General features: G+C 64.0%; 24 protein-coding genes and 1 riboswitch. Of the genes, 6 read left to right on the top strand and 18 right to left on the bottom strand.

Annotated elements, in window-relative coordinates:
- The first annotated feature begins 14 nt into the window (after positions 1-14).
- From OVA00_RS25515 to OVA00_RS25500, 4 genes are all read left to right on the top strand, one after another.
- Positions 15-896, top strand: coding sequence for an ABC transporter permease (locus OVA00_RS25515; protein ID WP_034792273.1), 882 nt, complete (start codon positions 15-17; stop codon positions 894-896).
- Positions 893-1,675, top strand: a complete 783-nt coding sequence (locus OVA00_RS25510) for an ABC transporter permease (RefSeq protein ID WP_034792271.1) — start codon at positions 893-895, stop codon at positions 1,673-1,675. Before OVA00_RS25515 ends, OVA00_RS25510 begins: the two co-directional genes overlap by 4 nt.
- An 11-nt stretch (positions 1,676-1,686) precedes the next feature.
- Positions 1,687-2,748 (top strand): ABC transporter ATP-binding protein, encoded by a 1,062-nt coding sequence (locus OVA00_RS25505; RefSeq protein ID WP_090294330.1) that lies wholly within the window; start codon positions 1,687-1,689, stop codon positions 2,746-2,748.
- A 122-nt stretch (positions 2,749-2,870) separates the two neighbouring features.
- Positions 2,871-3,020: riboswitch (FMN riboswitch) on the top strand.
- A gap of 93 nt (positions 3,021-3,113) precedes the next feature.
- Positions 3,114-3,587, top strand: a complete 474-nt coding sequence (locus OVA00_RS25500) for a 6,7-dimethyl-8-ribityllumazine synthase (protein WP_268089825.1) — start codon at positions 3,114-3,116, stop codon at positions 3,585-3,587.
- 378 nt (positions 3,588-3,965) lie between these two features.
- Here the strand turns inward: OVA00_RS25500 and OVA00_RS25495 are convergent, their stop codons facing one another.
- The 18 genes from OVA00_RS25495 to OVA00_RS25410 form a co-directional block, all read right to left on the bottom strand.
- Positions 3,966-5,249 (bottom strand): low temperature requirement protein A, encoded by a 1,284-nt coding sequence (locus OVA00_RS25495; RefSeq protein WP_112771127.1) that lies wholly within the window; start codon positions 5,247-5,249, stop codon positions 3,966-3,968.
- Between the two features lie 211 nt (positions 5,250-5,460).
- A complete protein-coding gene (gene derI / locus OVA00_RS25490) occupies positions 5,461-5,904 on the bottom strand; it encodes a D-erythrulose-4-phosphate isomerase (RefSeq protein ID WP_034792218.1) in 444 nt (147 codons plus the stop codon).
- Positions 5,905-5,946: 42 nt separating this feature from the next.
- Positions 5,947-6,714 carry a triose-phosphate isomerase gene (locus OVA00_RS25485; protein ID WP_113504195.1) on the bottom strand — a complete coding sequence of 256 codons (768 nt, stop codon included), beginning with the start codon at positions 6,712-6,714 and terminating at the stop codon, positions 5,947-5,949.
- A complete protein-coding gene (locus OVA00_RS25480) occupies positions 6,711-7,490 on the bottom strand; it encodes a DeoR/GlpR family DNA-binding transcription regulator (RefSeq protein ID WP_127889366.1) in 780 nt (259 codons plus the stop codon). The genes OVA00_RS25485 and OVA00_RS25480 overlap by 4 nt, the downstream gene beginning before the upstream one ends.
- 100 nt (positions 7,491-7,590) lie before the next feature.
- The gene (locus tag OVA00_RS25475) at positions 7,591-8,529 is read right to left on the bottom strand and encodes a sugar phosphate isomerase/epimerase family protein (RefSeq protein ID WP_268089824.1); all 939 of its coding nucleotides are present in this window, start codon (positions 8,527-8,529) and stop codon (positions 7,591-7,593) included.
- A gap of 14 nt (positions 8,530-8,543) precedes the next feature.
- Positions 8,544-9,395, bottom strand: coding sequence for a TIGR01459 family HAD-type hydrolase (locus OVA00_RS25470; RefSeq protein WP_268089823.1), 852 nt, complete (start codon positions 9,393-9,395; stop codon positions 8,544-8,546).
- A complete protein-coding gene (locus OVA00_RS25465) occupies positions 9,392-10,678 on the bottom strand; it encodes an FGGY-family carbohydrate kinase (RefSeq protein ID WP_268089822.1) in 1,287 nt (428 codons plus the stop codon). The genes OVA00_RS25470 and OVA00_RS25465 overlap by 4 nt, the downstream gene beginning before the upstream one ends.
- Complete coding sequence (locus OVA00_RS25460) at positions 10,675-11,727, bottom strand: class II aldolase/adducin family protein (RefSeq protein WP_268089821.1); 1,053 nt, start codon at positions 11,725-11,727, stop codon at positions 10,675-10,677. The genes OVA00_RS25465 and OVA00_RS25460 overlap by 4 nt, the downstream gene beginning before the upstream one ends.
- A 10-nt stretch (positions 11,728-11,737) precedes the next feature.
- Positions 11,738-13,255, bottom strand: a complete 1,518-nt coding sequence (locus tag OVA00_RS25455; protein ID WP_112974992.1) for a glycerol-3-phosphate dehydrogenase — start codon at positions 13,253-13,255, stop codon at positions 11,738-11,740.
- A 14-nt stretch (positions 13,256-13,269) separates the two neighbouring features.
- The gene (locus tag OVA00_RS25450) at positions 13,270-14,307 is read right to left on the bottom strand and encodes a 2-hydroxyacid dehydrogenase (protein ID WP_268089820.1); all 1,038 of its coding nucleotides are present in this window, start codon (positions 14,305-14,307) and stop codon (positions 13,270-13,272) included.
- The gene (locus OVA00_RS25445; RefSeq protein ID WP_268089819.1) at positions 14,304-15,881 is read right to left on the bottom strand and encodes an FGGY-family carbohydrate kinase; all 1,578 of its coding nucleotides are present in this window, start codon (positions 15,879-15,881) and stop codon (positions 14,304-14,306) included. The genes OVA00_RS25450 and OVA00_RS25445 overlap by 4 nt, the downstream gene beginning before the upstream one ends.
- Complete coding sequence (locus OVA00_RS25440; RefSeq protein WP_034792202.1) at positions 15,881-17,005, bottom strand: ABC transporter ATP-binding protein; 1,125 nt, start codon at positions 17,003-17,005, stop codon at positions 15,881-15,883. The genes OVA00_RS25445 and OVA00_RS25440 overlap by 1 nt, the downstream gene beginning before the upstream one ends.
- The gene (locus tag OVA00_RS25435; RefSeq protein ID WP_060582638.1) at positions 17,002-18,120 is read right to left on the bottom strand and encodes an ABC transporter ATP-binding protein; all 1,119 of its coding nucleotides are present in this window, start codon (positions 18,118-18,120) and stop codon (positions 17,002-17,004) included. The genes OVA00_RS25440 and OVA00_RS25435 overlap by 4 nt, the downstream gene beginning before the upstream one ends.
- Positions 18,121-18,123: 3 nt before the next feature.
- Entirely contained in the window at positions 18,124-18,981 is an 858-nt protein-coding gene (locus OVA00_RS25430; protein WP_034792198.1) for a carbohydrate ABC transporter permease, read from the bottom strand.
- A gap of 11 nt (positions 18,982-18,992) precedes the next feature.
- Complete coding sequence (locus tag OVA00_RS25425) at positions 18,993-19,916, bottom strand: carbohydrate ABC transporter permease (RefSeq protein WP_034792195.1); 924 nt, start codon at positions 19,914-19,916, stop codon at positions 18,993-18,995.
- 185 nt (positions 19,917-20,101) lie between these two features.
- Positions 20,102-21,544: an extracellular solute-binding protein gene (locus OVA00_RS25420; RefSeq protein WP_034792193.1), complete on the bottom strand. Its 1,443-nt coding sequence runs from the start codon at positions 21,542-21,544 to the stop codon at positions 20,102-20,104.
- A 122-nt stretch (positions 21,545-21,666) separates the two neighbouring features.
- Entirely contained in the window at positions 21,667-22,632 is a 966-nt protein-coding gene (locus OVA00_RS25415) for a sugar-binding transcriptional regulator (RefSeq protein ID WP_268090368.1), read from the bottom strand.
- A gap of 278 nt (positions 22,633-22,910) precedes the next feature.
- Positions 22,911-23,654, bottom strand: coding sequence for a helix-turn-helix transcriptional regulator (locus OVA00_RS25410; RefSeq protein ID WP_164475044.1), 744 nt, complete (start codon positions 23,652-23,654; stop codon positions 22,911-22,913).
- A 244-nt stretch (positions 23,655-23,898) separates the two neighbouring features.
- Here OVA00_RS25410 and OVA00_RS25405 point away from each other — a divergent pair, with 244 nt between their 5' ends.
- Both OVA00_RS25405 and OVA00_RS25400 read left to right on the top strand, forming a co-directional pair.
- Positions 23,899-24,981, top strand: coding sequence for an ABC transporter ATP-binding protein (locus tag OVA00_RS25405; RefSeq protein ID WP_034792163.1), 1,083 nt, complete (start codon positions 23,899-23,901; stop codon positions 24,979-24,981).
- A 69-nt stretch (positions 24,982-25,050) separates the two neighbouring features.
- A complete protein-coding gene (locus OVA00_RS25400) occupies positions 25,051-26,211 on the top strand; it encodes a polyamine ABC transporter substrate-binding protein (RefSeq protein ID WP_029742636.1) in 1,161 nt (386 codons plus the stop codon).
- Positions 26,212-26,323: the final 112 nt, after the last annotated feature.

Here is a 26,323-nt window from a genome sequence, read left to right as displayed (position 1 = left end):
GGGGCGCGAACGGAATGTCATCTGCTAAACCCGACGCCAGCCCGCCGGCGCGTCGCCTACCGCTTCACTGGCTGGGCATTCTTCCCTTTGCCGCCTTCGTGACGCTGTTCCTGCTTTTGCCGACGATGAAGATCGTGGTCGGCGCGTTTCAGACGCCCGATGGCAGCTTCACGCTCGACAACATCCGCGGCCTGTTCACGCCCTCGATTCTGGCTGCCTACTGGATCTCCATCAAGATCAGCATCGCCTCGGCGCTTCTCGGCTGCCTGATCGGCTTTGCCATGGCGTCCGCCATCGTCTTCGGCGGCTTGCCGAAGGGGATCCGCGGACCGCTCCTGACCTTCTCCGGCGTCGCCTCCAACTTTGCCGGCGTACCGCTCGCCTTTGCCTTTCTCGCGACGCTTGGACCTGTCGGCATCGTCACCGTCTTCCTGCGCTCGAACTTCGGGCTCGACCTCCGGATGCTCGGCTTCAACCTGCTGTCCTTCTGGGGGCTGACGGTCACCTATCTGTTCTTCCAGATCCCGCTGATGATCCTGATCATCACGCCGGCACTCGACGGCCTGAAGCGCGAATGGCGCGAGGCCGCCGAGATCCTCGGCGCCACCGGCCTGCAATACTGGCGCATGGTCGCCTTCCCGATCCTGCTTCCGTCGCTGCTCGGCACGCTGGCGCTGCTGTTCGCCAATGCCTTCGGCGCCGTTGCGACCGCGATCGCACTCACCGGCTCGTCGCTCTCGATCGTGCCGATCCTGCTCTTTGCCCAGATCCGCGGCGACGTGCTCGGCAACCCGCATCTCGGTTACGCGCTCGCCTTCGGCATGATCGTCGTCACCGGTATCGCCAACGCGATCTACATCTGGCTGCGCAGCCGCAGCGAAAGGTGGCTGAAATGAAGAAGATCTGGGCCTGGGGAGCCCTCGTTTTCGGCCTCCTCTATTTCACCCTGCCGCTCATCGGCATGACCAACTTCTCCTTGAAGATGCGCCGCGGCGAATACTCCTTCGACGCTTACCAGAAGGTCTTCGCCGACCCGCGCTTCCAGGAGACCTTCACCTATTCGGTGCTGCAGGCCTTGTTCACCATCCTCTTCGGTGTTCTCCTCGTCGTGCCGACAGCCTACTGGGTCCGCCTCAAGCTGCCGCGGCTGCGCCCCGTCATCGAGTTCATCACGCTGCTGCCGCTGGTCATCCCAGCGATCGTCATCGTCTTCGGCTACATCCGGCTCTACAACACCTCGAGCTGGCTGCCGTTGACGGGCTCGCTCACCGGCACCAACATCCTTCTGATGTTCGGCTATGCGACGCTTGCGCTGCCCTACATGTACCGCGCGGTCGACACCGGCCTTCGCACCATCGACGTCGCCACCTTGACCGAGGCCGCCCAAAGCCTCGGCGCCGGATGGACGACGATCCTTGCCAAGATCATCCTGCCGAACGTGCTCGTCGCCGTGCTCTCGGGCGCCTTCCTGACCTTTGCCATCGTCATCGGCGAGTTCACCATGGCGGCCCTGCTAAACCGCCCGGCTTTCGGCCCCTACATGCAGCTCCTGGGCGCCAACCGCGCCTATGAACCGGCCGCACTCGCCGTCATTGCATTCGGCATCACCTGGGGCTGCCTCGGCCTCATCCAGCTCGTCTCGCGCTTTCAAAAAAGCGCGCCTCCTAAGGCCTGAGGACCGCACCCATGAGTTTCCTGTCACTCACCAGCATCAAGAAGTCCTTCGGCCCGGTTCACGTCGTGCACGATTTCAACATGGACATCGAAAAGGGCGAGTTCGTCTCGTTCCTCGGGCCATCGGGCTGCGGCAAGACCACGGTCCTGCGCATGATCGCCGGCTTCGAAAGCCCGACCAGCGGCAAGATCGTCATCAACGGCCGCGACCAGAACTCGCTGAAGCCCAACCAGCGCAACATCGGCATGGTGTTCCAGGCCTATGCGCTGTTTCCCAACATGAACGTGCATGACAACGTCGCCTTCGGCCTCAAGGTCGCAGGTACAGACAAGTCGGAGATCGACGCGAGGGTGAAGCAGATGCTCGGGCTGATCAAGCTCGAGCACCTGGCGGACCGCTTCCCCTACCAGCTCTCCGGCGGCCAGCAGCAGCGCGTTGCGCTTGCCCGCGCCATTGCGGTCAAGCCGCAGGTGCTGCTGCTCGACGAGCCGCTGTCGGCGCTCGACGCCAAGATCCGCGTGTCGCTGCGCGAGGAAATCCGGCAGATCCAGCAACAGCTCGGCATCACCACCGTGTTCGTGACCCATGACCAGGAAGAAGCGCTGTCGATCTCCGATCGCATCGTCGTCATGAATGCCGGCCGCGCCGACCAGATCGGCACCCCCTTCGAGATCTACAACACGCCGTCAACGCGTTTCGTCGCCTCCTTCGTCGGCACGCTCAGCATCATCGAAGGCAAGGTCGCGGACCCGGCCGCGGGTGCCGTCACGATCGGCAACCAGCAGATCGCGCTGAAGGATCCGATTGCCGGCATGAAGGGCGGCGACAGCATTTCGCTGGCGCTTCGTCCCGAAGCGGGCTCGATCGCCGAGGGCGCCACGGGCGACACGTCGCTTTCCGGCGAGGTCGTCTCGACGAGCTTCCTCGGCTCGGTCATCCGCACGCGCCTTCGCGTCGGCGGCGACGTCATCTCCTTCGACATGTTCAACAATCCGGGTGTGGCCCCGCCGGTTTCCGGCGACAATGTCACGCTGCGCTTTGCCGCCAAGGACCTGCTGGTCATTCGGGAGTAGGCCGATTGACGCCATCGGAACGATTTCTTCCGATGGCTCCAAACACTGGAAAAATCTGTCGTGATTTCCGGCATTTTCGTCGCACCGTGCGTTTGACCGCGCGCGGTCGCGCTATATAGTCGCGTTGTTCTCAGGGCGGGGTGAAATTCCCCACCGGCGGTAGCGGCCGAAAGGCCGAAGCCCGCGAGCGCCTCAGGGTTTCGCCCTGGGGGTCAGCAGATCCGGTCAGAATCCGGAGCCGACGGTCACAGTCCGGATGGAAGAGAGCAAGCAGCAACGTGGGTCCCCGCGACGGGACCTCGCGCGCATGCATGTTCGCCCGACGGGATCATTGGAAAACGCCAAACCCTGAAAGGCTTGAGACCATGACCATTCTTTCCCACCCCGCCGCCAAGATCGCGATCGTTCGTGCCCGCTGGCATGCCGATATCGTCGACCGCTGCGTCGATGCCTTCGTCACGCAATGGACGAAGCTTGGCGGCTCGGCAGCCGACGTCGAGATCTTCGACGTACCCGGCGCGCTCGAAATCCCGCTGCATGCGCAGACGCTGGCCAAGACCGGCCGCTATGCCGCGATCCTCGGCACCGCCTTCGTCGTCGACGGCGGCATCTACCGCCACGATTTCGTCGCCGGCACCGTGCTCGACGGCATGATGCGCGTGCAACTCGACACCAATGTCCCGGTCCTTTCCGCCGTACTGACGCCGCACAATTTCCAGGAAAGCGAACCGCTGATCGACTTCTTCCGCGAGCACTTCGTTACCAAGGGTACGGAGGCGGCCAACGCCTGCGCCCAGATCCTCGACGCCCGCGCCAAGCTGGCGCTCGTCAACGCCTGATCCGCGAGATGCGGTTGAGGTTGGCTTGCCCCTCATCCGCCCGGTGAAGTCTTGCCCTTCATCCGCCCGGTGAGGGGAATGCCCCTCATCCGGCCTGCCGCCACCTTCTCCCCGCGGGCGGGGAGAAGGACACAAGCGGCACCCTTGTCGCGCAAACTCTCTCCCCGGGGCTACCGAGAACGGCCTTCCACCCGGGTCCATCACAAACTCCGAGGCAGCTTGCGTTCTCGTTCCCTCTCCCCGCCGCGGGGAGAAGGTTAGCGTGAGGGGGCAGCGGCAGGGGCGAACAGCGCCGAACGCTGCGCTTGAATCAACCTCTGAACCACCTGAATCGGCTCACCAGCTTGAGCCGGCAACGCGCTGTTTCGGCTCGCAAAATCAATGCGCAGCCTCGTTCTTGCGCAGGCTGCGATCCAGTGCCGCCACGCGGTGCCGGTGCCCCGCCACCTCGTAGCCGACGATGGTGACGACGGGCGCGAGCATCAGGATGATCAGGCACTTGGCCATGTCGAGCCCGGCCATGGCCGCGACCACTGACGCGGCCAGCACCACCGCCGTGCCCGCGAGCAGCCAGAGATGCAACCGCTCCACCTGCTGCATAAGATAGGCGTACATCGCATAGAGCAGCCCGATGTAGCACGCGACGGGCACCGCAACGGTCAGCACCGTTGCGACCGAGCCGATATGCGCCTTGTGCTCGATGTAATAGGCCGCCACATGCAGGCCGGCGCCAGTCGCGACGATCGAGGCGAAGATCGGCATGTGGCCGTAGCCCCAGACGAAGGAGCGTTTTTGACGGTGCCGGTGCAGGATCTCGGCGCTCGGCAGCAGAAAATAGATCCACCACATGCCGAAGGTGAGCCCCGTACCGGCGAGGCAGACGAGCGCGACATCGAGGTTCCAGCCCTGCCCTTCGACCACGGCGGAGATTGAGGCGACCGTGCCGACCACCCCTTCCCCAAGCGCAATGATCGCGAGCAGCCCGTAGCGCTCGGCGATGTGATGGGCATGCCAGGGCGTTCCGCCGTAGCGCATCTCGGCGACATAGGGGCCGAGCATCTCGATCGCCGTCAGCCCCACGACCATGACGAAGGTCACCAGCAGCGAGAAATCGAAGAAGATCAGGACGACCCAGCCGAGCTGGGCGAGGCTGATTGCTTTGACATAGGCCATGCAGGCATCCCGTCGTGCCGGGTCCTGCCGGCTGGCGCGCAGCCATTGGAAGAGCATTGCCACCCGCATGACGACATAGCCGAGCACCATGATGCCGTTGTCGAGATGCTCACCCTTGTCGATCGATTCGAACATTGGCGGCAGGCCGATTGCAAGGATCAGCACGCCGACCATCTGCACCATGGTGACGATGCGGAAGACCCAGTCGTCCGTGTCGTAGGCGGAGGCAAACCAGCTGAAATTGATCCAGGCCCAGCAGATGGAGAAGGTCGCAAGCGCGAAGCCGAAGAGGCCGGAAAAGAAGTGCCCTTCGGCCAGGAAATGAGCAAGCTGCGAAGCCGCCAGGCTAAAGGCGATGACGAAGGTCAGGTCGAACAAGAGTTCGAGCGTCGTCGCCGTCCTGTGATGTTCATGCGTGTCGCGGCCGCTCATGCGCGCCACATGGTGGTGCGCGCTTTGATGCGGTTCGGTCGGGGTGGTTTCACTCATGCGGCGACGCCCTTCAATTGACGATCCGCAAGAATATTCAAATATTTGCAGAAGCCTCGTCAAGGCGAAGCGGGAGACCGGACATGAAAACGCCCGGCATCGCTGCCGGGCGTGTCGTCACGATGCCTGAGGGAGGATCAACGGCATCGCGAGATAAGGTAGGGCTTGAACCGGGAACCGGATGCAGACAGCAAGCCGCCCGCCCCTTTCCTCAACCGGCTCTTGCGGCATCCAGGCGATTGATCGCCTCGACATTGCCGGCCGAAGAGCCGTTCGGGTCGAACTCGGACGCGAGCCAGGTGTCGACGATCGACTTTGCCAGCTCCGGACCGATGACGCGGGCGCCCATGGTGATGATCTGGGCGTTGTTCGACTTGGCGGCCCGCTCGGCCGAATAGGTGTCGTGCGTCAGCGCCGCGCGGATGCCCGGCACCTTGTTGGCCGAGATGCATACACCGATGCCGGTGCCGCAGAACAGGATGCCGCGGTCATGCTTGCCCTCGACAACCTGCTGCGCCAGGTTCTGTGCGAGGTCCGCATAGAAGCCGGACTGGCTGAGATCCACGACTTCCACGTCGCTGCGGCCACCGAGATGGGCGGCAATGACATCCAGCAGGGGCTTGCCGGCGCTGTCGGCTCCGATTGCAATCTTCATGATTGTTCCTTTCGTTCTTCTTGAGCTGCAACGGCCGGGGGCTCAGATCGCCTTGGCGACACGCTGCAGAATGTCGAGATAGCCAGTGACGTCCCAGGCGGAGCGGCCGATGAAGAGGCCGTCGATATGCGCCTGGGTGATCAGTTCTTCGCAATTCCCGGGGTTGACGCTGCCGCCGTAGAGCACCGGAACGCGACGGCCGAGGGCGGCTTCCGCCACCTCTGCGATGCGCTTGTGGCGCTCGTCGGCATAGTCAGCCGTCGCCGGAATGCCGTTGACGCCGATCGCCCAGACCGGCTCGTAGGCCAGCAGGATCGTCGCCTTCTTCGCCGCGCCTTCGAGAAGTGCCAGCGCGCCTTCGACCTGGCGCTTCAGCACCTGATCCGCCTCGCCCGCTTCGCGCTCGGAAAGCGTCTCGCCGATGCAGATCAGCGGCACCAGACCATGGCGCACGGCGGCTGCCGTCTTCAGGCCGACGGTGCGGTCGGTCTCGCCGAAATGCTCGCGCCGCTCGCTGTGGCCGAGCTCGACCACATCGAGGTTGCAATCCGCAAGCATCGGCGGCGACACCTCGCCGGTCCAGGCGCCGGCATCGTCCCAATGCATGTTTTGCGCGCCGACCTTGACGCTGGTGCCGGAAAGTCGCGCCTTGACCTCACGCACGGCCGTGAACGGCGGAATGACGAAGCGCTGGATGCGGTCGTCGCGCGAAGCGTCGGCAGCCGCCAGGCCGTCGGCAAAGACCATCGCCTCGGCAAGCGTCTTGTTCATCTTCCAGCTGGTGCCGACCCACAGGCCTGACTTGCTCATGCTTTCTCCTTGAGATTGTCGATCCTGACCAGCCGGATGCCTGCCTCTTCGAGCGGTGCGGCATGTTCGGCCGAAACTTCAGCGCCGGTCAGCACCGCGTCGAAGGAATCGAGCCCGGTCAGGAAATGGAGCGCAGAGCGCCCGAATTTGTCGTGGTCCACTAGAAGGTATTTGCGCTTGGCCGCCTTCACCATCAGGCGCTTGGCCTGCACCACCTCCTGGTCCTGGTGGAAGGCCGTGGTGCCTTCGATGGCAGAACTCGAGAGAAAGGCGATATCGACGCGCAACGACCGCAGCGCCTCGTCGGTGACGATGCCGAAGAAGCCGTTGAACTTCTTGCTGTATTGGCCGCCGAGCGCGATGACGTTGATGCCCGCAGCACCCGCGAGGCTGGTGATCACGCCGAGGTTGTTGGTGATGACCGTCAGCGGCCGGATGTCGCGGATGCAATCAGCGATCGCGCCGGTGGTCGAACTGTCGTCGATAAGGATGCTCTGCCCCGGCTCGATCAGGCTCGCCGCATGTTCGGCGATCCGCCGCTTTTCGGAGATAGCGATCTTCTCGCGGTAGCGGAAATCGCTTTCGAATTGCGGGCTCGACTGGATCGAGGCGCCGCCATGGACCTTGCGCAAGAGGCCCGCCTGCTCGAGGTCGTCGAGGTCGCGATGCACTGTCATCTTGCTGACGCCGAAGCGCAAGGAGAGGTCTTCGACGGAGGCCGTTCCGGCCTCCATCAGCACATCCATGATCGCCTGTCGCCTGTCTTCCGGCTTCATCGTCTCGGTCCCGATCACGCGCAGCCTCAACCACGCTCACCGTGAGAAGATAACACCTATTTGTGATATTTCAATTTGCATAACGTGATTTTGTGATCTTTCAGTGTGATTTTTCTGTGCGATTGAAGCCCGTATCGATATGCGGCTCCCAGAATTCGACCGACTCCCGGATCATCTCGACGACGTTGTGGTCCGTCGGCTCGCGTTCGCGGAAGGAAAGCTCCAAGCAGATCTCGTTGTCGGTGCCGCCACCGGCCTTGACTGCGCCGATCAGCTTCTCCGGCGTGATGCGGCCGTCGCGGTTATAGGCGGCGGTGAACGGCCAATGGCCGCCCTTGTTCATCGAGGATTGCTTGATGTGGATGATCGGCGAGCGCTCAGGGAAAGCCGCCGCCCAGGCATAGGGATCGATGTCGTTGGGGTTGTCGGAGGTGACGTCGCCGTGGTCGATATCGACCATCATCTTCATCGGGATCGGCAAATGGGCTTCGGCGAGCCGCCGGTCGAGCGCACGGCATTCCTCGATCGTGTGGCCGAACTCGCGCCCGACCGACATTGGCTCCCAGAAGACATAGGAGAGCCCGGCCGCCTTGCCGTGCTCGGCAACTTCGCGCCAGCAATCGATGGCGATCCGCATCATCGCCTCGCGCCGCGACGGGTCGTCGTAATCGCGAAGCGTGAAGATCGCGAACTGCGTGCCCATGCCCGAGGCGCCAAGTTCGGCGGAGATATCGGCGAAAGTCTTGAACCAGTCGACATAGTAGCGCCTGACATCCGGGTCCGGATGGCCGAAATGATTGAGCCGACCATAGGGGCCGGTCATGCCGGAGGTGATCTTCACGCCGGTACGGTCGAGCGCCCGACGAAACTGCCTGACGGTCTTGGCGATCGTTGCCGCCGGCCAGCCGGGATTGACGAACTCGTGGGTGAGCTGGACGTAGCCGATGCGGATCTGCTCGGCGATCGTGTCGATCAGGTCGTCAGGCTCGGCGAAGCGGTTGACCAGCGGATTGGTGTTGAGCGACAGCGTGAAGGCCACGACCTTACTCCCGGCTACCAGAGAAATTTCGGAAGGATGAAATCGGGGTTGGCGCCGTGTTCGGCAAAGAGCTTGCGGCGCTCCGCGTCCGAGGCGCGCTCCAGGATCCCCGTCGTCACCAGTATCGAGCGAAGTCCCGCGCTCGCGGCACCGGCAATGTCATGCTCGATGCTGTCGCCGATCGCGCAGACACGCGCTGGATCCGGATGGCCGAGGAATTCCAGCGCGGCTGCATAGATGTCGGCAAAGGGCTTGCCGATCCAGCGCACACTGCCGCCAAGCTCTTCGTAGAGCTCGGCGATACGCCCGGCGCCGAAGGCGGTACCTTCCTTGGTCAGCATCACCTTGTCCGGATTGGTGCACAGACAGGGCACGCCGCGTCTGGCGGCCGGCGCCAAAAGCGCCTCGTAGTGGGAAAGCGGATGGACATCGCCCTCGCTCGCGGCGAGCAGCACGAAATCGGCATCGGCACCACTGGTCGTGCGTTCGAGGTCTAACCCCGTCAGCGGCGAGAGGTCACCGTCGCGACTGATCAGCAGGCACTTGCGCCGCCCACCGGTGGCACCCTCGCCCTCCCGCCTGAGAATCTGCCAGGCGACCTCGCCCGAGGTCAGGAACCAATCCCAGCTCCCCGCGACGAAACTGAGATCGACGAGGCGACGGTCGTTTTCCGCCGAGCGCTTGCCGGAATTCGAGAGGATGATGATGCGCTTTCCCGCATCCTTCAGCTTGACCAGCGTTTCGGCCGCACCCGGATAGGGCCCGCGGCCATCGCGCAGCACGCCGAACTGATCGATCAGGAAGGCGTCGTAGCGATCGGCAATCTCGCCAAGTCCCGCGATCGCGGTCGTTTGAGCAAACGTCACAGCACACCAGCCTTTCTGGCACCGGCCAGCGCCAGCCGTGCCGTGCCGGCCGCCGCCTCCTCGGACAGGACCGGCAGGAACGGCACGCCGAGCTTGCGCGCCCGGATCGCGCTCCAGGCCGCGTTCTTGGCGCCGCCGCCGACACTGCGAAGCGATCGGAGCCCCGGTCCGCCAAGCGACGCCAGCCGCTGATAGGCGAGGCTCTCGACGCCGGCGATGCCCTCGAAGATTGCCTTGAGGAAGGTCGCGTCATCGGCCGGCCGCGGGCTCATGCGCGGGGCGAAATCCGGATCGGCGATTGGGAAGCGCTCGCCGGGCTTCACCAGCGGATAATAATCGAGCCCGGTGTCGACGGCCGGATCGATCCCGGCCGAAAGTGCAGCGATCCGCTCCGGCGAGAAATGCTCGGCCAGCACCACCCCGCCCGTATTGGACGCCCCGCCGGCGAGCCACATCTCGCCGATGCGGTGACTGTAGAGCCCGTATTCCGGCGCAAACAGCGGACGGTCGGACAGCATCTTCACTGTCAGCGTCGTGCCGAGCGCGCTGACGCCGTCGCCCGGCTGATCGGCGCCAGTGGCGAGAAACGAGGCGCATCCGTCCGTGGTGCCGGCAACGACCACCACCTCGCTTGAAAGCCCGAAGGCTCCGGCCGCTTCCGGCGAGATCGTCGCGATCGGCGCACCAGCCGGCAGCACATCCGGCAGCAGTTCGACGCGGGCACCGGTCTTTTCCATCCAATCCGGCCAGGACCGCGACACGGGATCGTAGCCGGTCTTCAACGCATTGTTCTCGTCGGAGACATCGTAGAGCCCGGTGAAATGCCCGGCCAGCCAATCGGCCTGATGGATCACCCGGAACACGCCCGGCACAGTCTGGAAAGCGAGAAGCTTGGCAAGGCCGGATGTGGCGCCATGGGCCGCACTTTCGCGCGGCGCATAGGCAGAGACCGCATCGAGCGGTGCGCGGTCGGCAACCGGGTCGTTGTACATCATAGGCGTTGCCAACGGCGCGCCCGCATGATCGACCGGCAGCATCGTGCCCGATGTACCGTCGATCGAAAGTGCAACGACCTTCTGCCTGTCGGTACCCCCAAGCGCTTCTTCGAGCGCCGCCTGCACGGCCTTCCACCAGCCGATCGGATCGCGGTGATCCGCAGAAAAAGCCGAGAGCTTCGCTGCACCCGATGTCACGATCGTGCCATCCGCCGCCATCGCGACCGCACGGGCGCCCGAGGTGCCAAGGTCGATGCCGACGACCAGCTTGCGATTGTCACCGCTCATTGCAGCACCTGTCCGGCGCGGTTGAGCTGCTGGCGGTATTTCTCGGCGTCCCAGCCGAGAAGCTCGGCATTCTCCGCCTCGGTCAGGTAGCGAAGCCGTGCGTCCGCCGGAATGCGTGCCGTCACGTCGGCAAGGCACCGCGCCATGGCGAAGGCACCGGCAGAAATCTCCTTCTGCACGAGCACGCCCTTGCCCGGGAAGAGCAGCAAGGGTGGCAGGCTGTCGCCGCTCGCACGCCGCTTCGTCTCGATCGAAAGCGCGGTCTCGCCGGGCGCGGCGACCGCCACCCCCTTGCCGAGGAAGATGACATGATCGGGATAGAGACTGCCGCCGGCAGCAAGCCGGCAACTGTCGAGATCGGCGGCAACCGAATGCAGGGCAATGTCCTCCGGCAGCCGGTAATCGCTGTCGACCGCAAGCCGACCGAGCGACGCGAGATCGGCGGCCAGCGCCTGCCGACGCGTGCCGGTCAGGCGGCGGGTAATGTCGGTGAGCAGGATCGCCGCGTCGACCACGGTTTCAGCGGCGACGACCAGGCCGTGATTGCCGAGGATCAGAACCGACGTGTTGTCCTGCATCCGCTCAGCGATTGCTCTTGCAAGCGGCAGGCCCGGGCGGGCATAGGGCACGAAAACATGGGGGTAGCCGGCAAGCCGCTCAGCAGTGATCGCCGCACCGTTGGTCTGCACCGCCGTCGCGATCGTCTCGACGCAGTGCACATGCACCACCACCTTCTGCGGCATCAGCGCATGCACGGTGGTTTCGATCGAGGGGCGCAGGCCCGAAGGGTTGCGCTCGGTTATCACGAAATCCTGCGCCTTCTCGGTTGCCGGGTCGTTCGCTTCCAACGCATTGAGCAAGGGCTCGAGTGCCACCGGCACCATGACGTCGCGCTGGCGCGCATGCGCCAACCACAGGCCCGAGGCCTTGATCCAGAGCGTACCGCCCTCCTTGATCGAGGTATTGCCGCCCGCCCCCTGCACCAGCAGCGGATCCGCCCCGACGCGGGCCGAAAGATCGAGAAGCGCTTCGAATTCCAGACTTCGCATCCGTTCTCCTTCAGGCCGCGGCCTGCTGGCGGTCCAGCCAATGAGTAAAGGCCTGCCGCTCGGCCGGCGTCATGTGCAGGCCATGCTTGGTGCGCCGGTCGAGAATGTCGTCCGCCGTCAGCGCCCATTCGTTTTCGATGAGGAAACGCGCCTCGCGCTCGCGAAAGAGCGAACCGAAAGCCGGGCCGAGATCATCAAGCGATGTAGCGCCGGCAAGCAGCGCATGCGTGCGGGTGCCATAGAGCCGCGCATAGTGTTTGGCGAGATCCGATGGCAACCAGCGATAGCGCGCCTTCAACTCACCCAGGAACAGATCAAAATCGGCCGCCGCCATGTCGCCGCCCGGCAGATGCGCCTTCGCCGTCCAGGCCGGCCCCATCTTGGGGAAAAACGGCTTCAGCCGCTCCAGCGCATGTTCGGAAAGCTTGCGGAAAGTGGTGATCTTGCCACCGAAGACCGAGAGCAACGGCGCCTGGTTGTCAGTCGCATCGACCTCGAAAATATAGTCACGGGTGACGGCCGAGGGGTTTTCGGCATTGTCGTCATAGAGCGGTCGTACGCCGGAGAAGCTGTAGACGATATCGTCCGACGTCAGCTGCTGCTTGAAGTAGCGGTTCACCGATTTCAAGAGATAGGCGATCTCGTTGCCGTCGGCGGTCACGTCCTCCGGACGGCCTTCGTAGGGGATATCCGTCGTGCCGATCAGCGCCAGGTCGTTCTGGTAGGGATTGATGAAGATGACCCGCTTGTCCGGGTTCTGCACCAGATAGGCCTGCCGCCCCTCCCAGAATTTCGGCACGACGATGTGGCTGCCCTTGACGAGGCGCACGCTGCGGGTGGAGTTCAGGCCCCCTATCCGGCCGATGACATCGTTGACCCACGGACCGGCGGTGTTGACGACACAGCGCGCCCTCGCCTCGGTCTTGGCGCCAGTGCGCGTGTCGGTCATCTCGATAAACCAGAGCCCGTCCCGCCTTCGGATCGCGCTGCAGGCGGTCCGGGTCAACACCCGGGCGCCACGAGCGGTGGCATCGAGAGCGTTGAGCACCACGAGGCGCGCGTCATCGACCCAACAGTCGGAATATTCGAACGCTTTGCGATAATCGCGCTTGATCGGCGCGCCCTCGGGTGCCGTCGCAAGGTTGAGGCTGCGGGTGCCCGGCAGGCGTTTGCGCCCGCCGAGATGGTCGTAGAGGAACAGCCCGAGCCGGACGAGCCAGGCCGGGCGGTCCTGAGGGTTATGCGGCAGCACGAAGCGCATCGGCCAGATGATGTGCGGCGCAGACTCCAAAAGCACCTCGCGCTCGATCAGCGCCTCGCGCACCAGCCGGAACTCGTAATATTCGAGATAACGCAGGCCGCCATGCACCAGCTTGCCGGAGCGCGAGCTGGTGCCCTGCGCCAGGTCGTCCTTTTCGCACAACAGCACCGAGAGCCCGCGCCCGGCCGCATCGCGCGCGATGCCCGCACCATTGACACCGCCGCCGACGACGAACAGATCGTATATTCCGGTCTCGGAACTCACCATCGTTGCTCCTGTCATCAGCACGGATTGACCGGCGGCAGACCGGCGATGTAGCGGCGGACTTCCTCGGCCGCCATTTCGGCGGCGAAGGTGACGGTGCGTACCGAGGCGCCGGCAATATGCGGCGTCAGCGTCACATTCGCCAGTTGCAGCAGTGGCCAGTCTTTCGGCACCGGCTCGATCGCGAAGGTTTCGAGCATCGCCGCCGACAGATGGCCGCTCACCAGGTTCTCATAAAGGGCGTCGTAGTCGCAGAGCGGACCGCGCGCCGTGTTCACGAAGATCGCGCCCGGCTTCATCCTGGCGAAGGTCTCTGCATTCATCATGTTGCGCGTCTCCTCCGTCACGCGCGGATGCAGGGTCACGACATCGGAACGGGAGAGAAGCGTGTCGAGCGACACCTGCTCGACGCCGGCGTTCAGATCATCGGCCGAGAGCTGCACATAGGGATCGTGCACCAGCACCTTGGTGCTGAAGGCGCGCAAAAGGCGCACCACCTTGGTGCCGATATTGCCGTAGCCGATGACGCCGACGGTCATTTCGCAGAGCTCGCGACCGGTGCGATCGGCGCGGTAGAGATCGCCCCGCCACTCGCCCTTGCGCAAGGCTTCGTGGCCGGTGCGGATCAGCCGCGTTTCGGCGAGAATGGCACCAAGCGTGAACTCGGCAACGGCGTTGGCATTGCGGCCGGGCGTGTTGACGACGCGAACGCCGGCATCGCGTGCGGCCCCCATGTCGATGTTGACAGGACCGCCACGCGAGACGGCGACGAGCCTCAAGCCGGGCAGTGCCTGAAGCATTCCGCGCGACAGAGGCGCCAGCTGCGTCACCAGGATCTCAGCGTCACCGATGAAGTCGATAATGTCCTCCGGCTTGCCGAGATATTCCTTGAGCCCGTCCATGCCCTCGACGGCATAGCCGTGCTCCATCGGCACATCCGGCCAGGGCAGTTCGAGCGTGCGGATGTCATGGCCGTTGCCGGTCGCCTCGACGATCTTGTCGCGAAACACGTCCGGCAGCATGAACCGGTCGCCGATAATGGCTATCTTCTTCATTTCGATGTTTCCTGTTGATTTCCCGCGGTCGCACCTTGGGAGAGTGCGTGCCAGACGGGCCTGAGCGCTGTGCGTGACTGCTGGTAGGTGGGAAAGAGTTCGTTGTAGCGGCAGGCAAGCGCCGGATCGGCGGCCTCCGCGGGGCGCTGATAGGGCGTCACCCAATCGCCGAGGCAATCGGCCATCGAGGGATAGATGCCGAGCGAGACGGCGGCGATCATCGCGGCACCGGCAGCACCGGCCTCCTCCCGCTCGCTCGTCTGGACGCTGGCGCCGAGGGCCGCACCGAGGATGCGGCGGAGCGAGGCGCTGCGGGCAGCTCCCCCCGTCAGCCGGATGCGGCCTGGAAGCGGCCCCATCTCGGCGTAGCAATCGCGCGCCGCCATGGCGAGCCCGTCGAACACCGCCTTCACCATGTCGGGAAAGCCGTGGGTGATCGACAGCCCGACGAAGGACGCCCGCGCCGTCGCGTCGACGAAGGGGCCACGCTCGCCGGCTTCCGAGATATAGGGCTGGAAGATCAATGGCGTGTCCTTGGCATCGGCTAGCCAGCCGTCGACAAAAGCGAGCAACTCGCTCTTGGATTTCTCGACCCCCATGCCCTTCAAGAGGCCGGATGCCAGCGAGAGGATCCAGTCGATATTGAGCGTCGCGGCCATGTTCGACTGCATCTGCGCATAGGCGCCGGGGATCGGCATGCACATGGTGTAGCCGGTCAAGTCCCGGTTCAGCCGCACATCGTCGGCGCCATTGGCGAGCCGCATGTGCATGCCGGTCGAGCCGATGATCGAGCAGCCGGTATCGGTGCCCGGATCGTAGAGCCCGGCGCCAAGGGCCGTGCAGACGACATCGACGTAGCCGAGCACGATGGGCGTGCCCTCGGCGAGCCCGGTGATCCCGGCCGCTTCCGCCGACAGCGGATGATGGGTCGCCGCTCCGTCGACGATCTCGGGCAGCACATGCTTCAGCTTTTCAAGGCCGAGGAAGGCGATGACGTCGTCGCTGTAGCTGCGGCTGCGGAAATTGCCGAAACTGAAATTCGCCTCGGAGGGATCGGTGGCGCGTTTGCCCGTCAGCTTGAAATAGAGCCAGTCCTTGCAATGAAAGGTGGTGGCGACGCCCGAGAGCATCTCGGGCGCATGGTCGCGCATCCAGCGCAGCTGCGGCCCCTGCTGGCAGGCGGCGAGGCCAGAGCCGGTGCTTTCGAAGCGGGCGATATCGCCGCTGTCGGCGCGCAGCCGCTCGACGGTCTCGCCGGCGCGCGCGTCGAGCCACAGCCAGCCCTTGCCGACCGGCACGCCGGCCTTGTCGATCATCCATGTGCCGTCGCCCTGACCGGTCACGGCGATCGCGGCGACACGGCCGGCGAGGTTCTCGATCTTGTCGGAGAGCTGCTTCAGCGTCGTTGCCGCGTCGGCCCAGGTGCGGTCGAGATCCTGCACGCTGCCGGCGCGGCCTACGGCCTCATAGGCGTTCGGTAGTGCCGCCGTGGCGATCTGCCGGCCGGTGAGATCGAAGGCCACCGACTTGATGACCGACGTCCCCGCATCGATGCCGATGAGGATGTCCCGCATCAGGCGAGCTCCTGTCCGTGACTGATCGCCCGTCCGCTCTCGCCATCGAACACATGCAGGCTCGACGGATCGAGATGAATGCCGATCGGCTGGCCGACATCGAGCTCCGTGCGATCGTGCTCGACCAGCACCATGGTGCCGCCGGCAAAGTCCGCGGCGATATGGGTCTGGTCGCCGAGCCACTGGTTGACGGCGACGCGGCCCGTCACACCATCAGCGCTGCGGCGCACCGAATAGGGCCTGATTCCGAGCACCACCTTCTGCCGCTTGATGAGTTCGTCGCGCACCGCATGCGAGAAATCCGACGCCGCATATTCGAGCCGCACGCCGTCCTTGAGCCCAAAGGCCATCTTGCTGTCCGAGCCGGTGACGCTGGCCTCAAAGACGTTCATCGGCGGCTCGCCGACGAAGGTGCCGGTGAACAGATTGGCCGGCCGCTCCTTGATCTTCTGCGGCGTATCGAACTGTTGCAGCACGCCGCCCTCCATGACCGCGATGCGGTCGGCAAGCGCGTTCGCTTCGGTCTGGTCGTGGGTCACGAGGATCGCCGTCAGCCCGCGCTCCTTGATGAAGTGCTTGATGCGGCCGCGAAGCAGCGCCCGAAGCTGCGGCTCGAGCTGTCCCATCGGCTCGTCGAGCAGGTGCAGGTTGGCGTCGCGGATCAGCGCCCGCCCGAGCGAGGCGCGCTGCTGCTGGCCGCCGGAGATCGAGCTCGGATAGCGCCCGAGAATGTCCTCGATTTCGAGCAGTTTGGCGATACTGGCCACCTTCTCGTCGACGACGCCCTGCGAGAGCTTCGAGGCCTTCAGCGCAAAGGCGATGTTCTCGCGCACCGTCAGCGGCGGATAGAGTGAATAGCCCTCGAATGCCATGGCGACGTTGCGGCGCACCGGCGGCAGCGTCTGGACCTCTTTGCCTGCAAGCGAGATCGTTCCGCGCGAGACCGCCTCGAAGCCGGCGATCATGCGCAAGGTCGAAGTCTTGCCGCATCCGGAGGAGCCGAGCAAAGCGATGATCTCGCCCTTTCGCACATCCATGTTCAGCTTCTTCACGGCATGCACGCCGAAGTCGACGGGGCCGTAGAACTTGTCGACGTCCTTGATCAAAAGAGCGGTGTCGGTCATGCCGCTTCTCCATTGCGCTTGGCTGCAAGGTCGGCGCGCGGCAAAAGAGCGCCGCTCGTCTTGTCGAAGAGAAAGGCCTGCGCGCCATTGACGGCAATATGGGCAGGTCCGGCGGTCGGACCAGGCGTGCCGGCCGGACGCGACACCAGGATTTCGCGGCCGCGTGCCGTCAGCGCCAGCGTCACGGTCTTTTCGTTGAGCGGCGTTTCCGCCTCGACCGTCACGGGAATGGCGCCAGGTGCTGCCGCATCGACGAAACTGATCGCCTCCGGCCTGAGCCCGATAACGCACGGACTGCCGACGACATCGGCGCCATAGTCGCCGAGCCGCACCCGGACATTCGAGAGCTCGACGAAGACGTCGCCGCCGCTGCGCTGCGGCGTGACATCGAGCAGGTTGATCGTCGGATCGCCGAAGAGCCGTGCGATCTCGATATCGGCGGGCGCGTTGTAGATCTCTTGCGGCGTGCCGATCTGGCGGATGCGGCCTGAGGCCATGACCGCGATCCGGTCGCCGAGCGCCATCGCCTCCTTGTAGTCCTGGGTGACGTAGACGACGGTGGCGCCTTGCGCTGCGAGCAGTCGCGGCAGTTCCAGCCGCATCTCGAAGCGGAGCTTCGCGTCGACGTTGCGCAAGGGATCATCGAGGAGAAGCAGCGGCGGCGAGCCGACAAGAGCACGGGCAAGTGCCGTGCGCTGCTTCTGACCGTTCGACAGTGCCTTCGGGTGATGCGTCAGCACATGGTCGATCTTTAAGAGCTTGGCGACCTTCTGCACGCCTGCCGCTATTTTCTCCTTCGACGATCGCGTCGCCGTCAGCGGGCTTGCAATGTTGTCGAATGCACTCATGTGCGGGAAGAGCGCGAAGTTCTGGAAGGCCATGCCGACGCCGCGATGTTCGGCATCGACATCGGTCATGTCCTCGCCGCCGATCAGCACCCTGCCCTCGTCCGGCTCGATAACGCCGGCAACCAGCCGGAGCAGCACGGTCTTGCCGGCGCCGGAGGGGCCGAAGAGCACCAGCCGTTCACCGTCGGCGACGTCAAGCGTAAGATCGTCGAGAACCGTCTGGCTCTTGTAGCGCTTGACGATATTCTTCAGTTGCAGCGTGGTCATGAGTTACCCTTTCACCGCGCCGAGCGACAGGCCTTCGACGAGGTAGCGCTGGGCGTAGAGTGCAAGTGCGAGCGTCGGCGTCACCGAAAGCACGATGGCCGCGGCGATCTGTCCGTATTGGATGCCCGAGGAGGTGACGAAGGCAAGCGCGCCGACCGTCACCGGCTGCTTGTCGGCAGATGCCAGCACCAGCGCGAAGACGAAGTTGTTCCAGGCGAAGATGAAGGCGAGCAGGCCGGCGGCGGCAATGCCCGGTCCGGCAAGCGGCAGGGCGATCTTGCGGAACGTCGCAAACCAGGAATGGCCGGCGATGCGATAGGCATATTCGACGTCGGCCGAAATGTCCTCGAAGTAGCCGCGCACGATCCAGAGAATCAGCGGCAGGCAGATCAGCTGGTAGACCCAGATCAGGCCGAAGTAAGTGTTGGAGAGCCCGAGCCACTGGAAGTACTGCGTCAGCGGCAGGAGCACCAGCAGCGGCGGCGCGAAGCGGAAGGACAGCAGCGTGAACGCGATGTCTTCCGATCCTTTGAACTTGTGGCGGGCAAAGGCATAAGCCGCTGGCACGCCGAGCACCAGCGCCACGGCGACGGAGGCGACCGACAGGAAGATCGAGTTGCCGAGATTGCGCATGAAGGCGATGTCGAGCGTTCCGGCCGCCGTCTGCAGCTTGCCGGTGATCAGCGCCGCATAGTTGGAAAGCGTCGGCGAAAACACGACCGATGGCGGGATCGCGAGGATCGTCTCGTTCGTCTGGAACGACATCAGGAAGATCCAGAAGATCGGGAACATGAAGAAGACGACGACGAGCGTGAGGGCGAGACCGCGCAAGGTCCGTTCGAGCGGAGACATGGTTTCCATCGGTCCCTCCTTTACGCTTCGCCGCGTGCGCGTTCGCGCAGCCGCAGCCAGTTCTTGATGAAGACGTTGGACAGCGTGTAGGTGATCGCCCACAGGATGATCAGCAGTGCCGCCGACCGGCCGACATTGGTCGACTGGAAGAAGTTGAGATAGGCCTCGACCTGGAAGACGGTGAGCGTGTTGCCGGGCCCGCCCTGGGTCATCGCGTAGATGATGTCGAACTGCTGGATACTGTCGAGCAACCGGAACAGCGTTGCCGTCAGGATGTAGGGTGTGAGCATCGGAAGCGTGATGCGGAAGAAGACGAAGCTGCGCGGCACGCCATCAAGGGCCGCCGCCTCGAAGGGCTGCGTCGGCAGCGAGCGCAGGCCCGCAAGCAGCAGGATCATGATGAAGGGCGTATAGACCCAGATGTCGACGAGCACGACGGTGAGCAGCGCTGTGTCCGGCGAGGACGCCCAGCGGAAATCATGAAGTCCGATCAGGCTTGCGAGATAGCTGAGGATACCGAAGCTCGGATTGGTCATCAGCTTCCACATCAAGGCCGCCAGCGCCGGCGCGATCATCAGCGGCAAAAGCAGCATGATCGAGATGAAATTGTTGACCGCGGAGCGCCGCTGCAGCAGCAGCGCGATGCCGAGACCGAGCAGCAGCTCCAGCGTCACGGTGAGGCCGGCATAGAGCAGCGACACTTTCAGCGTGTTCCAGAAGGCCGGGTCGGTGAAGAAGTTGAGGTAGTTTTCGCCCCAGTTGAACTGGCGCGCCCAGGGCTGGCTCAGCCGGTAGCGCTGGAAGGAGTAGATGACCGCCGTGAAGAACGGGATGAGGATGCCGATGCAGACGAGCAGCGCCGGCAGGCTCAGCACATAGGGAAGCATCTTCCTGCTGATCCTGAAACCGGAGGCTGGTCTCTTGAGGGTTTCTGTTGAAGCCATGTCGAGCTCCGTTCCTGAAGTCTTTGAAGAGCACGCGGCACGCGGCAGCCTTCAGGCGCCGCGCCAGTTCCTCGGCATCTCAGGTTGATTTCGGCGCGACCTCAAACCGGTCGCAACAGGCCGGTCGAGCCGGCATCTCGGGATCCCCGGCGCGTGCTGGCGCCGGGGATCGCTTGGGAGGCCTATCAGCCGAGACCCGCCTCTTGGAGCTGGCGGTTGATGCTTTCCACGAGCTGGTCGAGACCTTCATCGACCGGCACCTGCTTGGCGACCATCTTCTGCAGCGTCGACGCCCATTCGGTGGTCACGTCGAAGAACAGCGGCTGCGGCGTGAACTTGATGGAGGCGCCGGCGGCCGACGCGTCGAACATTTCGACGTAACCCGGATACTTGCCGTTGAGCTTCTCGCGGAAGATCTCGTCCTTCCAGATCGACTGGCGAACCGGGTCGACGAAGTCCATCTTGGTGGCGCCGAACAGCGCATGCTCCGGACCGGAAGCCCATTGCAGGAAGTACCAGGTGGCGTCCTTGTCCTTGGAGAAGTTGGACATGGCGAGCGACCAGATCCAGATGTTCGGCGTCGAGGCGGTCGCTTCGGGGTTGGCGGCAAAGGCGGCATAGCCGAGCTTGCCGGCCATCTTGTTGTCGCCACCGTTCATGAAGTAGCCGAGGCAATCGGCGTCGAAGATCATCGCCGAGGCGCCGGCGCCAAGGTCGGTGCCGACCTGATACCAGGTGTAGGTCGACCAGTCCTTCGGCCCGCTTTCCTGGATCATCTGCACGAACTTGGCGTGGTAGGCCTTGGATTCGGCCGTGCCCATCGCCGCTGACAGCTTGCCGTCGGCCGAGACGTTCAGGTCCTTCTGGTTGAAGTTGGCATAACCCGACAGGAAGCCCGGATGGATCGTCGCCCAGGAGCGCGAACCGCGAACGCCGATGCCGTAGATGCCACCGATGTCCTTCTGCAGCTTGGCCGCAACCGTGATCATGTCGTCGAGGTTCTTCGGCAGCTCGACGCCGGCCTTGTCGAACATCTCGCGGTTATAGGTGATGTTGTTCTGCTCGAACGCCCACGGAATGCACCACTGCTTGGCGTCTTCCGAGCCGAGCGCCCCGCCCGGCTGGCCGTTCCAGGCGCAGGAATTCTTCACGCCTGCGAGGAAATCGTCCCAGTTGTAGTTGGGGTTGGTCTTGGCCGGATCCTTGATCCATTCGTTGAGGTCGGCGATCCAGCCGGCCGGTCCATAGGTCCAGGTCATGTAGGCGCCGGTCATGAAGGCATCGTATTCTGCCGAGCCCGAAGACAACGCCGCCGTCACCTTGTCGAAATAGACGTCTTCCGGAAACACGTCATAGGTAACGTCGATGCCGGTCAGGTCCTTGAAGGCCTGCAGGTTGGCGATCATCGCATCGGCGTAAGGGTGCTTGTTCAAAAGCAGCTTCAGCTTCTTGCCCGAATGCGCCTTCCAGTCGAAATCGGCGGCGAGCGCCTGCGTCGACATCATGTTGAACAACGTGCCGGCCGTGCCGGCTGCCAGGCCTGCAGCCCCCAATCCCTTGAGCATGCCGCGGCGGTCCACCTCCCCACGCAGGAATGCGCTGATGAGGTCCTTCTCCTTCTCGTACATTCGTCTTCTCCTCCGTTGCGGGTATGATTGCGACTGCCGGCTACCCCACCGGTATTCCTCCCGTTAAGGCCCGGATGGCAGATCCTCCCCGCCCTCCGCATGGCCTCGAATGTGTCAGCGCCTCATGCGCCGTCGGCGGCCAGCGCCCTCGCAGTCCTCTCGTCGGTAATGAGACCGCTTAATTGCCCGCTGGCGAGCACCGCCCGGATGGCCGGAACCTTGATCTTGCCGCCGGCAACAGCGACCGTGCGGCGGTTCTTCAGGTCCTCGCGGCTGAGCGTAAACGTGCGGTCGGAAAGCGTCGTCTCGACCGGCTTGCCGTCGCGGTCGAAGAAGTGGCCGAGCAACTCTCCCATCGCCCCGCCCTTCTGGATGTCCTCGATCTCGCTGGTCTCGATCATGCCGGTCGAAACCAGCGACGCCTCGCGCTCGACGGTGCCAATGCCGACCATCAGGAGATCGGCTGTCTTGGCGAGATCGAAGACTTCGCGCACGCCGCGCTGGCTGAAGAGCACGTCGCGATCCTCGACCGTGTTGGCGAAGAACGGCACTGGCATGACATAGGCCTCTGCCCCCGTACGCTCGGCGAGCCGGTGGATCACGTCATGCGGGTTGGCGGAGAACTTGCGGGTAAGCCCGCCGAGCAGCGACACGAAGCGGGTGTTGCCGCTGGCGATCCGCGGCAGATATTCGACGCAAGCAGCAAGCGTGCGGCCATGACCGACTCCGACCAGCGCCGTTTCGCCACGCTCGATCTCACGCTTCAGGAACTGTGCGCCGGAAATGCCAAGCGCCTTCAGCGGCAGGTCATCGGCGTCGAAGTCCGGCACCACTTCGCAATAGTCGAGGCCGTAGCGCGCCGAAAGCGCCTGTTCAAGCTCCACGCATTCGGAGACTTCGCCGTCGATATAGACCTTCACCAGGCCTTCCTGGTTGGCCTTCATGATCAGCCGGTGGGCCTTGAGCGAGGTGAGCCCCAGGCGCTTGGCGACCTCCGCCTGGGTGAGGCCGCCGGCATAGTGCAGCCAGGCCGCCCGTGTCGCCATGCTGGTTTCGTCATCACGAATGCCCGCCCCGCCAATCGTCATTGTCTCCACCCGGCTCTTGTTGCGCTGCATGATATTTTTTGCACCGCGTGATATTTTTATCCGTTAATGAAAGAAATTTCATGGCGTGAAATTTTTGTCAATAGCGTTTGACAAATGAACGATCACGTTTGCGAAGAGACGGTTGAGCAGTTGCGGCGGCTGCACGCAGGGGCAGCGGTCGCAGGCAAGCGCCAGACGGCGTAAGCTCGTCAAAAGCGGAAAAGGGGCAACGCAGGCGGAAGATCGAACCGCCGATCAGCGGTGCAAGGATCGCAGGATTATTGCCCGAGATTTCTCAGATAGAGCGACAGAAGCTGTGTCTGCGAGGAGATGCCGAGCTTGCGATAGACGTTGCGGCGATGAACCTTCACCGTGCCGGTGGAGATGCCGAGCCTGAGGCCGATCGATTCTGACGAATGGCCCTGCAGCACCAGTTCGATGATCGAGGCTTCGCGGTCCGTCAGATTGAGATGCTGCCAGACGCCGTCGGCCGGCGGGTGCGTCGCCTTGCGCCTGCTGCGCCCGGTTTTCGCCAGCGCCGCATCGAACCGGCGGCCGAGATCGGCCCAGTGATGGCGCACCAGGCCGGAGACCAGCGGCTCCACCTTCTTCAACAGCGCGAATTCCGTCGCGCTGAAAGTCCCCGTCGCCTCGCGCCGCATCAGCGAAAGCACGACGGTGATCTGCTCGTCGATCGGCACGAAGAAGCCGACCTCTTCGGCAAGCCCCGTCTGCACATAATAGGTGCGATAATATTCCGATGAGAAGAACCGGTCGGGCGCCAGCTCCCGCATCCGCCAGACGCCGGGCTCACTCTTGATCGCCGCGTGGTAGAACGGGTCGAGCAGGTACGGTCCAGCCTGATAGAGGCTGACGAAGAGCACGTGATCCTTGGCGTTGAATGTGCTGTAGAGGTCGATCGGCCGTTCCTTGCCGCGATAGGCAAAGACAACCACGTAGTCGAAGGTCATCAGCGTCGACATCAGCCGCCGATAGGTAGAGCCGACGGCATCGTCGTCCATCGCGGCACCCGCCACCAGCGGCGCCATGACCTGAAAAAGTCCTTCGAGATCGACGCTCAAACCGCCCTCCCGGCCGGTGGTTCCTGCTCTGGGGTATACTCCTCACACAGAGCAATCTGCGTTGAAATACCTCTCTCGGGGTATATACCGGCAGGGCACGCGGTGACTAGGCTGTGTGTCAATGACGGTGGAGTGCCAGGATGCAGATCCTGGCGACATCCGATAACAACCGCAGGGAACAGACGTGACATCCGCTTCGACGAACGACATCGAGTTCCGTTCGGTCGCCAAACGTTATGGCGCCGTGACGGCCGTTTCCGACATCAATCTTCAGGTGCCGCGCGGCGCCTTCATGGCGCTTCTCGGGCCATCGGGTTGCGGCAAGACCACGTGTCTGCGCATGATCGGCGGCTTCGAGCAGCCGAGCGAAGGCACGGTCTTCATCAGCGGCGAGCCGATGAATGGCGTTGCCGCCTATCGCCGCCCGGTCAACATGGTGTTCCAGCACTATGCGCTGTTCCCCCATCTCGACGTCGAGCAGAACGTCTCCTACGGGCTGAAGCAGATGCGGCCGCGCATCGCCGGCGCCGAGATTTCTCGCCGCGCCCAGGAGGCGCTGGAGATGGTACGGCTCGGCGGTTTCGGCAAGCGCCGCATCCACGAAATGTCCGGCGGCCAGCAGCAGCGCGTGGCGCTCGCCCGCGCCATCGTCAACAAGCCGAAGGTGCTGCTGCTCGACGAGCCCCTCGCCGCCCTCGACAAGAAGCTGCGCACCGCCATGCAGATCGAGCTGCAGACGCTGCAGCGCGAACTCGGAATCACCTTCGTGCTCGTCACCCACGACCAGGAGGAAGCGCTGTCGATGAGCGATTTCGTCTGCGTCATGAATGCCGGTCGCATCGTCCAGGTCGGCCCGCCGCAGGAAATCTACGACAGGCCCGCAAGCCTCTTCGTCGCCGATTTCGTCGGCAAGACCAACCGCATCTCGGCGACCGTCGACGGCAACGCCTCGATCGAGCTCGCCAACGGCACGCGTTTTGCCGCCCCCGCGATCAACGGCACACGGGGGGCGGCCATGGTGGCACTCCGGCCCGAGGCGATTCGCCTGACGCGCAACGGTGCCGTCAGCACGGCGGCGCTGGCCGGCACCGTCACCCACCGGATCTTCCTGGGGTCAGCGGTCGAATATTCCGTCGCGGTCGACGGTCTCGGCGACTTCCTCGTGACGGCCGACCGCCGCACGCTCGGCGACAGCGAACTGGTCGAGCCCGGCGAAAAGGTCGGCCTCGCCTTCGATCCGAACGCGCTTCACGTCTTTCCAGCCTGACATCGCCCGGCTTCCGAAGCCGGTTCTGCCGCCTACGCATGAACGTCAAACGATAAAGGGAACAGCGTCATGAGCAAATGGTACAGAGAAAATGCCCCTATCACCGCCGACCAGCTCGCGGACGAACTGATGCGCCTGAAGCGCGGCTCGGTCACGCGCCGCCACTTCCTCGGCGTCACCGGCCTCGGTCTTGCGACCGCCGTGCTCGCGCGCCAGCCCGGCCTCTTCAATTCCACCGCCTTTGCCGGCGACCTCGGCACGCAGATGTCGATCGCCACCTGGCCGAACTACCATGATCCGGCGACCTTCGAAGCCTTCCAGGCGGCCACCGGCGTTGCCGTCGAGGTCAACGTCTTCGGCTCCAACGAAGAGATGCTGGCGAAACTCCAGGCCGGCGGCACCGGCTGGGACCTCTTCGTTCCCACCAACTACACGATCTCGACCTATGTGAAGCTTGGCCTCATCGACGAACTCGATCTTTCCAAGCTTGCGAACTACGACGCGTCGACCGAGACGGCGCGCTTCACCAACGAAGGCATCGTCGACGGCAAGACCTATGCCGTGCCGAAGAACTGGGGCACGACCGGCATCGCGGTCAATTCGGCGAAGATCAAGAAGCCGGTGACGAGCTGGAAGGAATTCTTCGAGATCGCCATGACCGAAGGCGACGGCCGCGCCATGGTGCACGATTACCAGCTCACGACCATCGGCAACGCGCTGGTGTCGCTCGGCTATTCCTTCAACTCGATCAAGCCGGACGAACTCGCCAAGGCCGAGGAACTGCTGATCAAGGTGAAGCCGCACCTCTACGCCATCAACAGCGACTACCAGCCGTCGATGCGCGCGACCGATGCCTGGATGACCATGTGCTGGACCAATGACGGCGCCCAGCTCAACCGCGACATGCCGGAAATCCTGTTCACGCTCGGCAAGGACGGCGGCGAGATCTGGTCGGACTTCTACGCGATCCCGAAGAGTGCCGCCAACAAGGCCGCCGGCTACGCGCTGCTCAACTATCTGATGGCGCCGGAAAACGCCATGAAGGAGCACATCGCCAACGGCGCACCGACCACCGACAGCCGCGTCATGAAGCTGCTGCCGGTCGACGTCACCTCCAACAAGATCGTCTATCCGGACGAGGCCGCGCTGACGCCGCTCGAATTCGGCGCCGCCGTGACCCTCACCGACCCCGGCCGCGCCGAACTGATGGCGCGCTTCAAGTCGGCTTGATCTGGCATGTGACTGCCCCTCATCCGCCTGCCGGCACCTTCTCCCCGCAAGCGGGGAGAAGGAACAAGCGGCAAGCTCCCCGCCCTCCTGCTTCTGCCGGAAGAAAGGGACC

The organism is Ensifer sp. SL37, assembly GCF_026672675.1.
In the GTDB taxonomy this organism is placed as follows: Bacteria; Pseudomonadota; Alphaproteobacteria; order Rhizobiales; family Rhizobiaceae; genus Ensifer; species Ensifer adhaerens.
Note: the sequence above shows the minus strand (reverse complement) of the source record. Positions and strands in the feature narration are given on the sequence as shown.

Coding starts and splice junctions, on each gene's coding strand:
- OVA00_RS25400 (WP_029742636.1), top strand. CDS start 25,051: ATGAGCAAATGGTACAGAGAAAATGCCCCTATCACCGCCGACCAGCTC.
- OVA00_RS25460 (WP_268089821.1), bottom strand. CDS start 11,727: ATGCGAAGTCTGGAATTCGAAGCGCTTCTCGATCTTTCGGCCCGCGTC.
- OVA00_RS25445 (WP_268089819.1), bottom strand. CDS start 15,881: ATGCGGGACATCCTCATCGGCATCGATGCGGGGACGTCGGTCATCAAG.
- OVA00_RS25515 (WP_034792273.1), top strand. CDS start 15: ATGTCATCTGCTAAACCCGACGCCAGCCCGCCGGCGCGTCGCCTACCG.
- OVA00_RS25510 (WP_034792271.1), top strand. CDS start 893: ATGAAGAAGATCTGGGCCTGGGGAGCCCTCGTTTTCGGCCTCCTCTAT.
- OVA00_RS25485 (WP_113504195.1), bottom strand. CDS start 6,714: ATGAGCAAGTCAGGCCTGTGGGTCGGCACCAGCTGGAAGATGAACAAG.
- OVA00_RS25425 (WP_034792195.1), bottom strand. CDS start 19,916: ATGGCTTCAACAGAAACCCTCAAGAGACCAGCCTCCGGTTTCAGGATC.
- OVA00_RS25450 (WP_268089820.1), bottom strand. CDS start 14,307: ATGAAGAAGATAGCCATTATCGGCGACCGGTTCATGCTGCCGGACGTG.
- OVA00_RS25410 (WP_164475044.1), bottom strand. CDS start 23,654: ATGGACGACGATGCCGTCGGCTCTACCTATCGGCGGCTGATGTCGACG.
- OVA00_RS25480 (WP_127889366.1), bottom strand. CDS start 7,490: ATGAAGCCGGAAGACAGGCGACAGGCGATCATGGATGTGCTGATGGAG.
- OVA00_RS25430 (WP_034792198.1), bottom strand. CDS start 18,981: ATGGAAACCATGTCTCCGCTCGAACGGACCTTGCGCGGTCTCGCCCTC.
- derI (WP_034792218.1), bottom strand. CDS start 5,904: ATGAAGATTGCAATCGGAGCCGACAGCGCCGGCAAGCCCCTGCTGGAT.
- OVA00_RS25465 (WP_268089822.1), bottom strand. CDS start 10,678: ATGAGCGGTGACAATCGCAAGCTGGTCGTCGGCATCGACCTTGGCACC.
- OVA00_RS25415 (WP_268090368.1), bottom strand. CDS start 22,632: ATGACGATTGGCGGGGCGGGCATTCGTGATGACGAAACCAGCATGGCG.
- OVA00_RS25500 (WP_268089825.1), top strand. CDS start 3,114: ATGACCATTCTTTCCCACCCCGCCGCCAAGATCGCGATCGTTCGTGCC.
- OVA00_RS25505 (WP_090294330.1), top strand. CDS start 1,687: ATGAGTTTCCTGTCACTCACCAGCATCAAGAAGTCCTTCGGCCCGGTT.
- OVA00_RS25440 (WP_034792202.1), bottom strand. CDS start 17,005: ATGACCGACACCGCTCTTTTGATCAAGGACGTCGACAAGTTCTACGGC.
- OVA00_RS25435 (WP_060582638.1), bottom strand. CDS start 18,120: ATGACCACGCTGCAACTGAAGAATATCGTCAAGCGCTACAAGAGCCAG.
- OVA00_RS25455 (WP_112974992.1), bottom strand. CDS start 13,255: ATGGTGAGTTCCGAGACCGGAATATACGATCTGTTCGTCGTCGGCGGC.
- OVA00_RS25495 (WP_112771127.1), bottom strand. CDS start 5,249: ATGAGTGAAACCACCCCGACCGAACCGCATCAAAGCGCGCACCACCAT.
- OVA00_RS25420 (WP_034792193.1), bottom strand. CDS start 21,544: ATGTACGAGAAGGAGAAGGACCTCATCAGCGCATTCCTGCGTGGGGAG.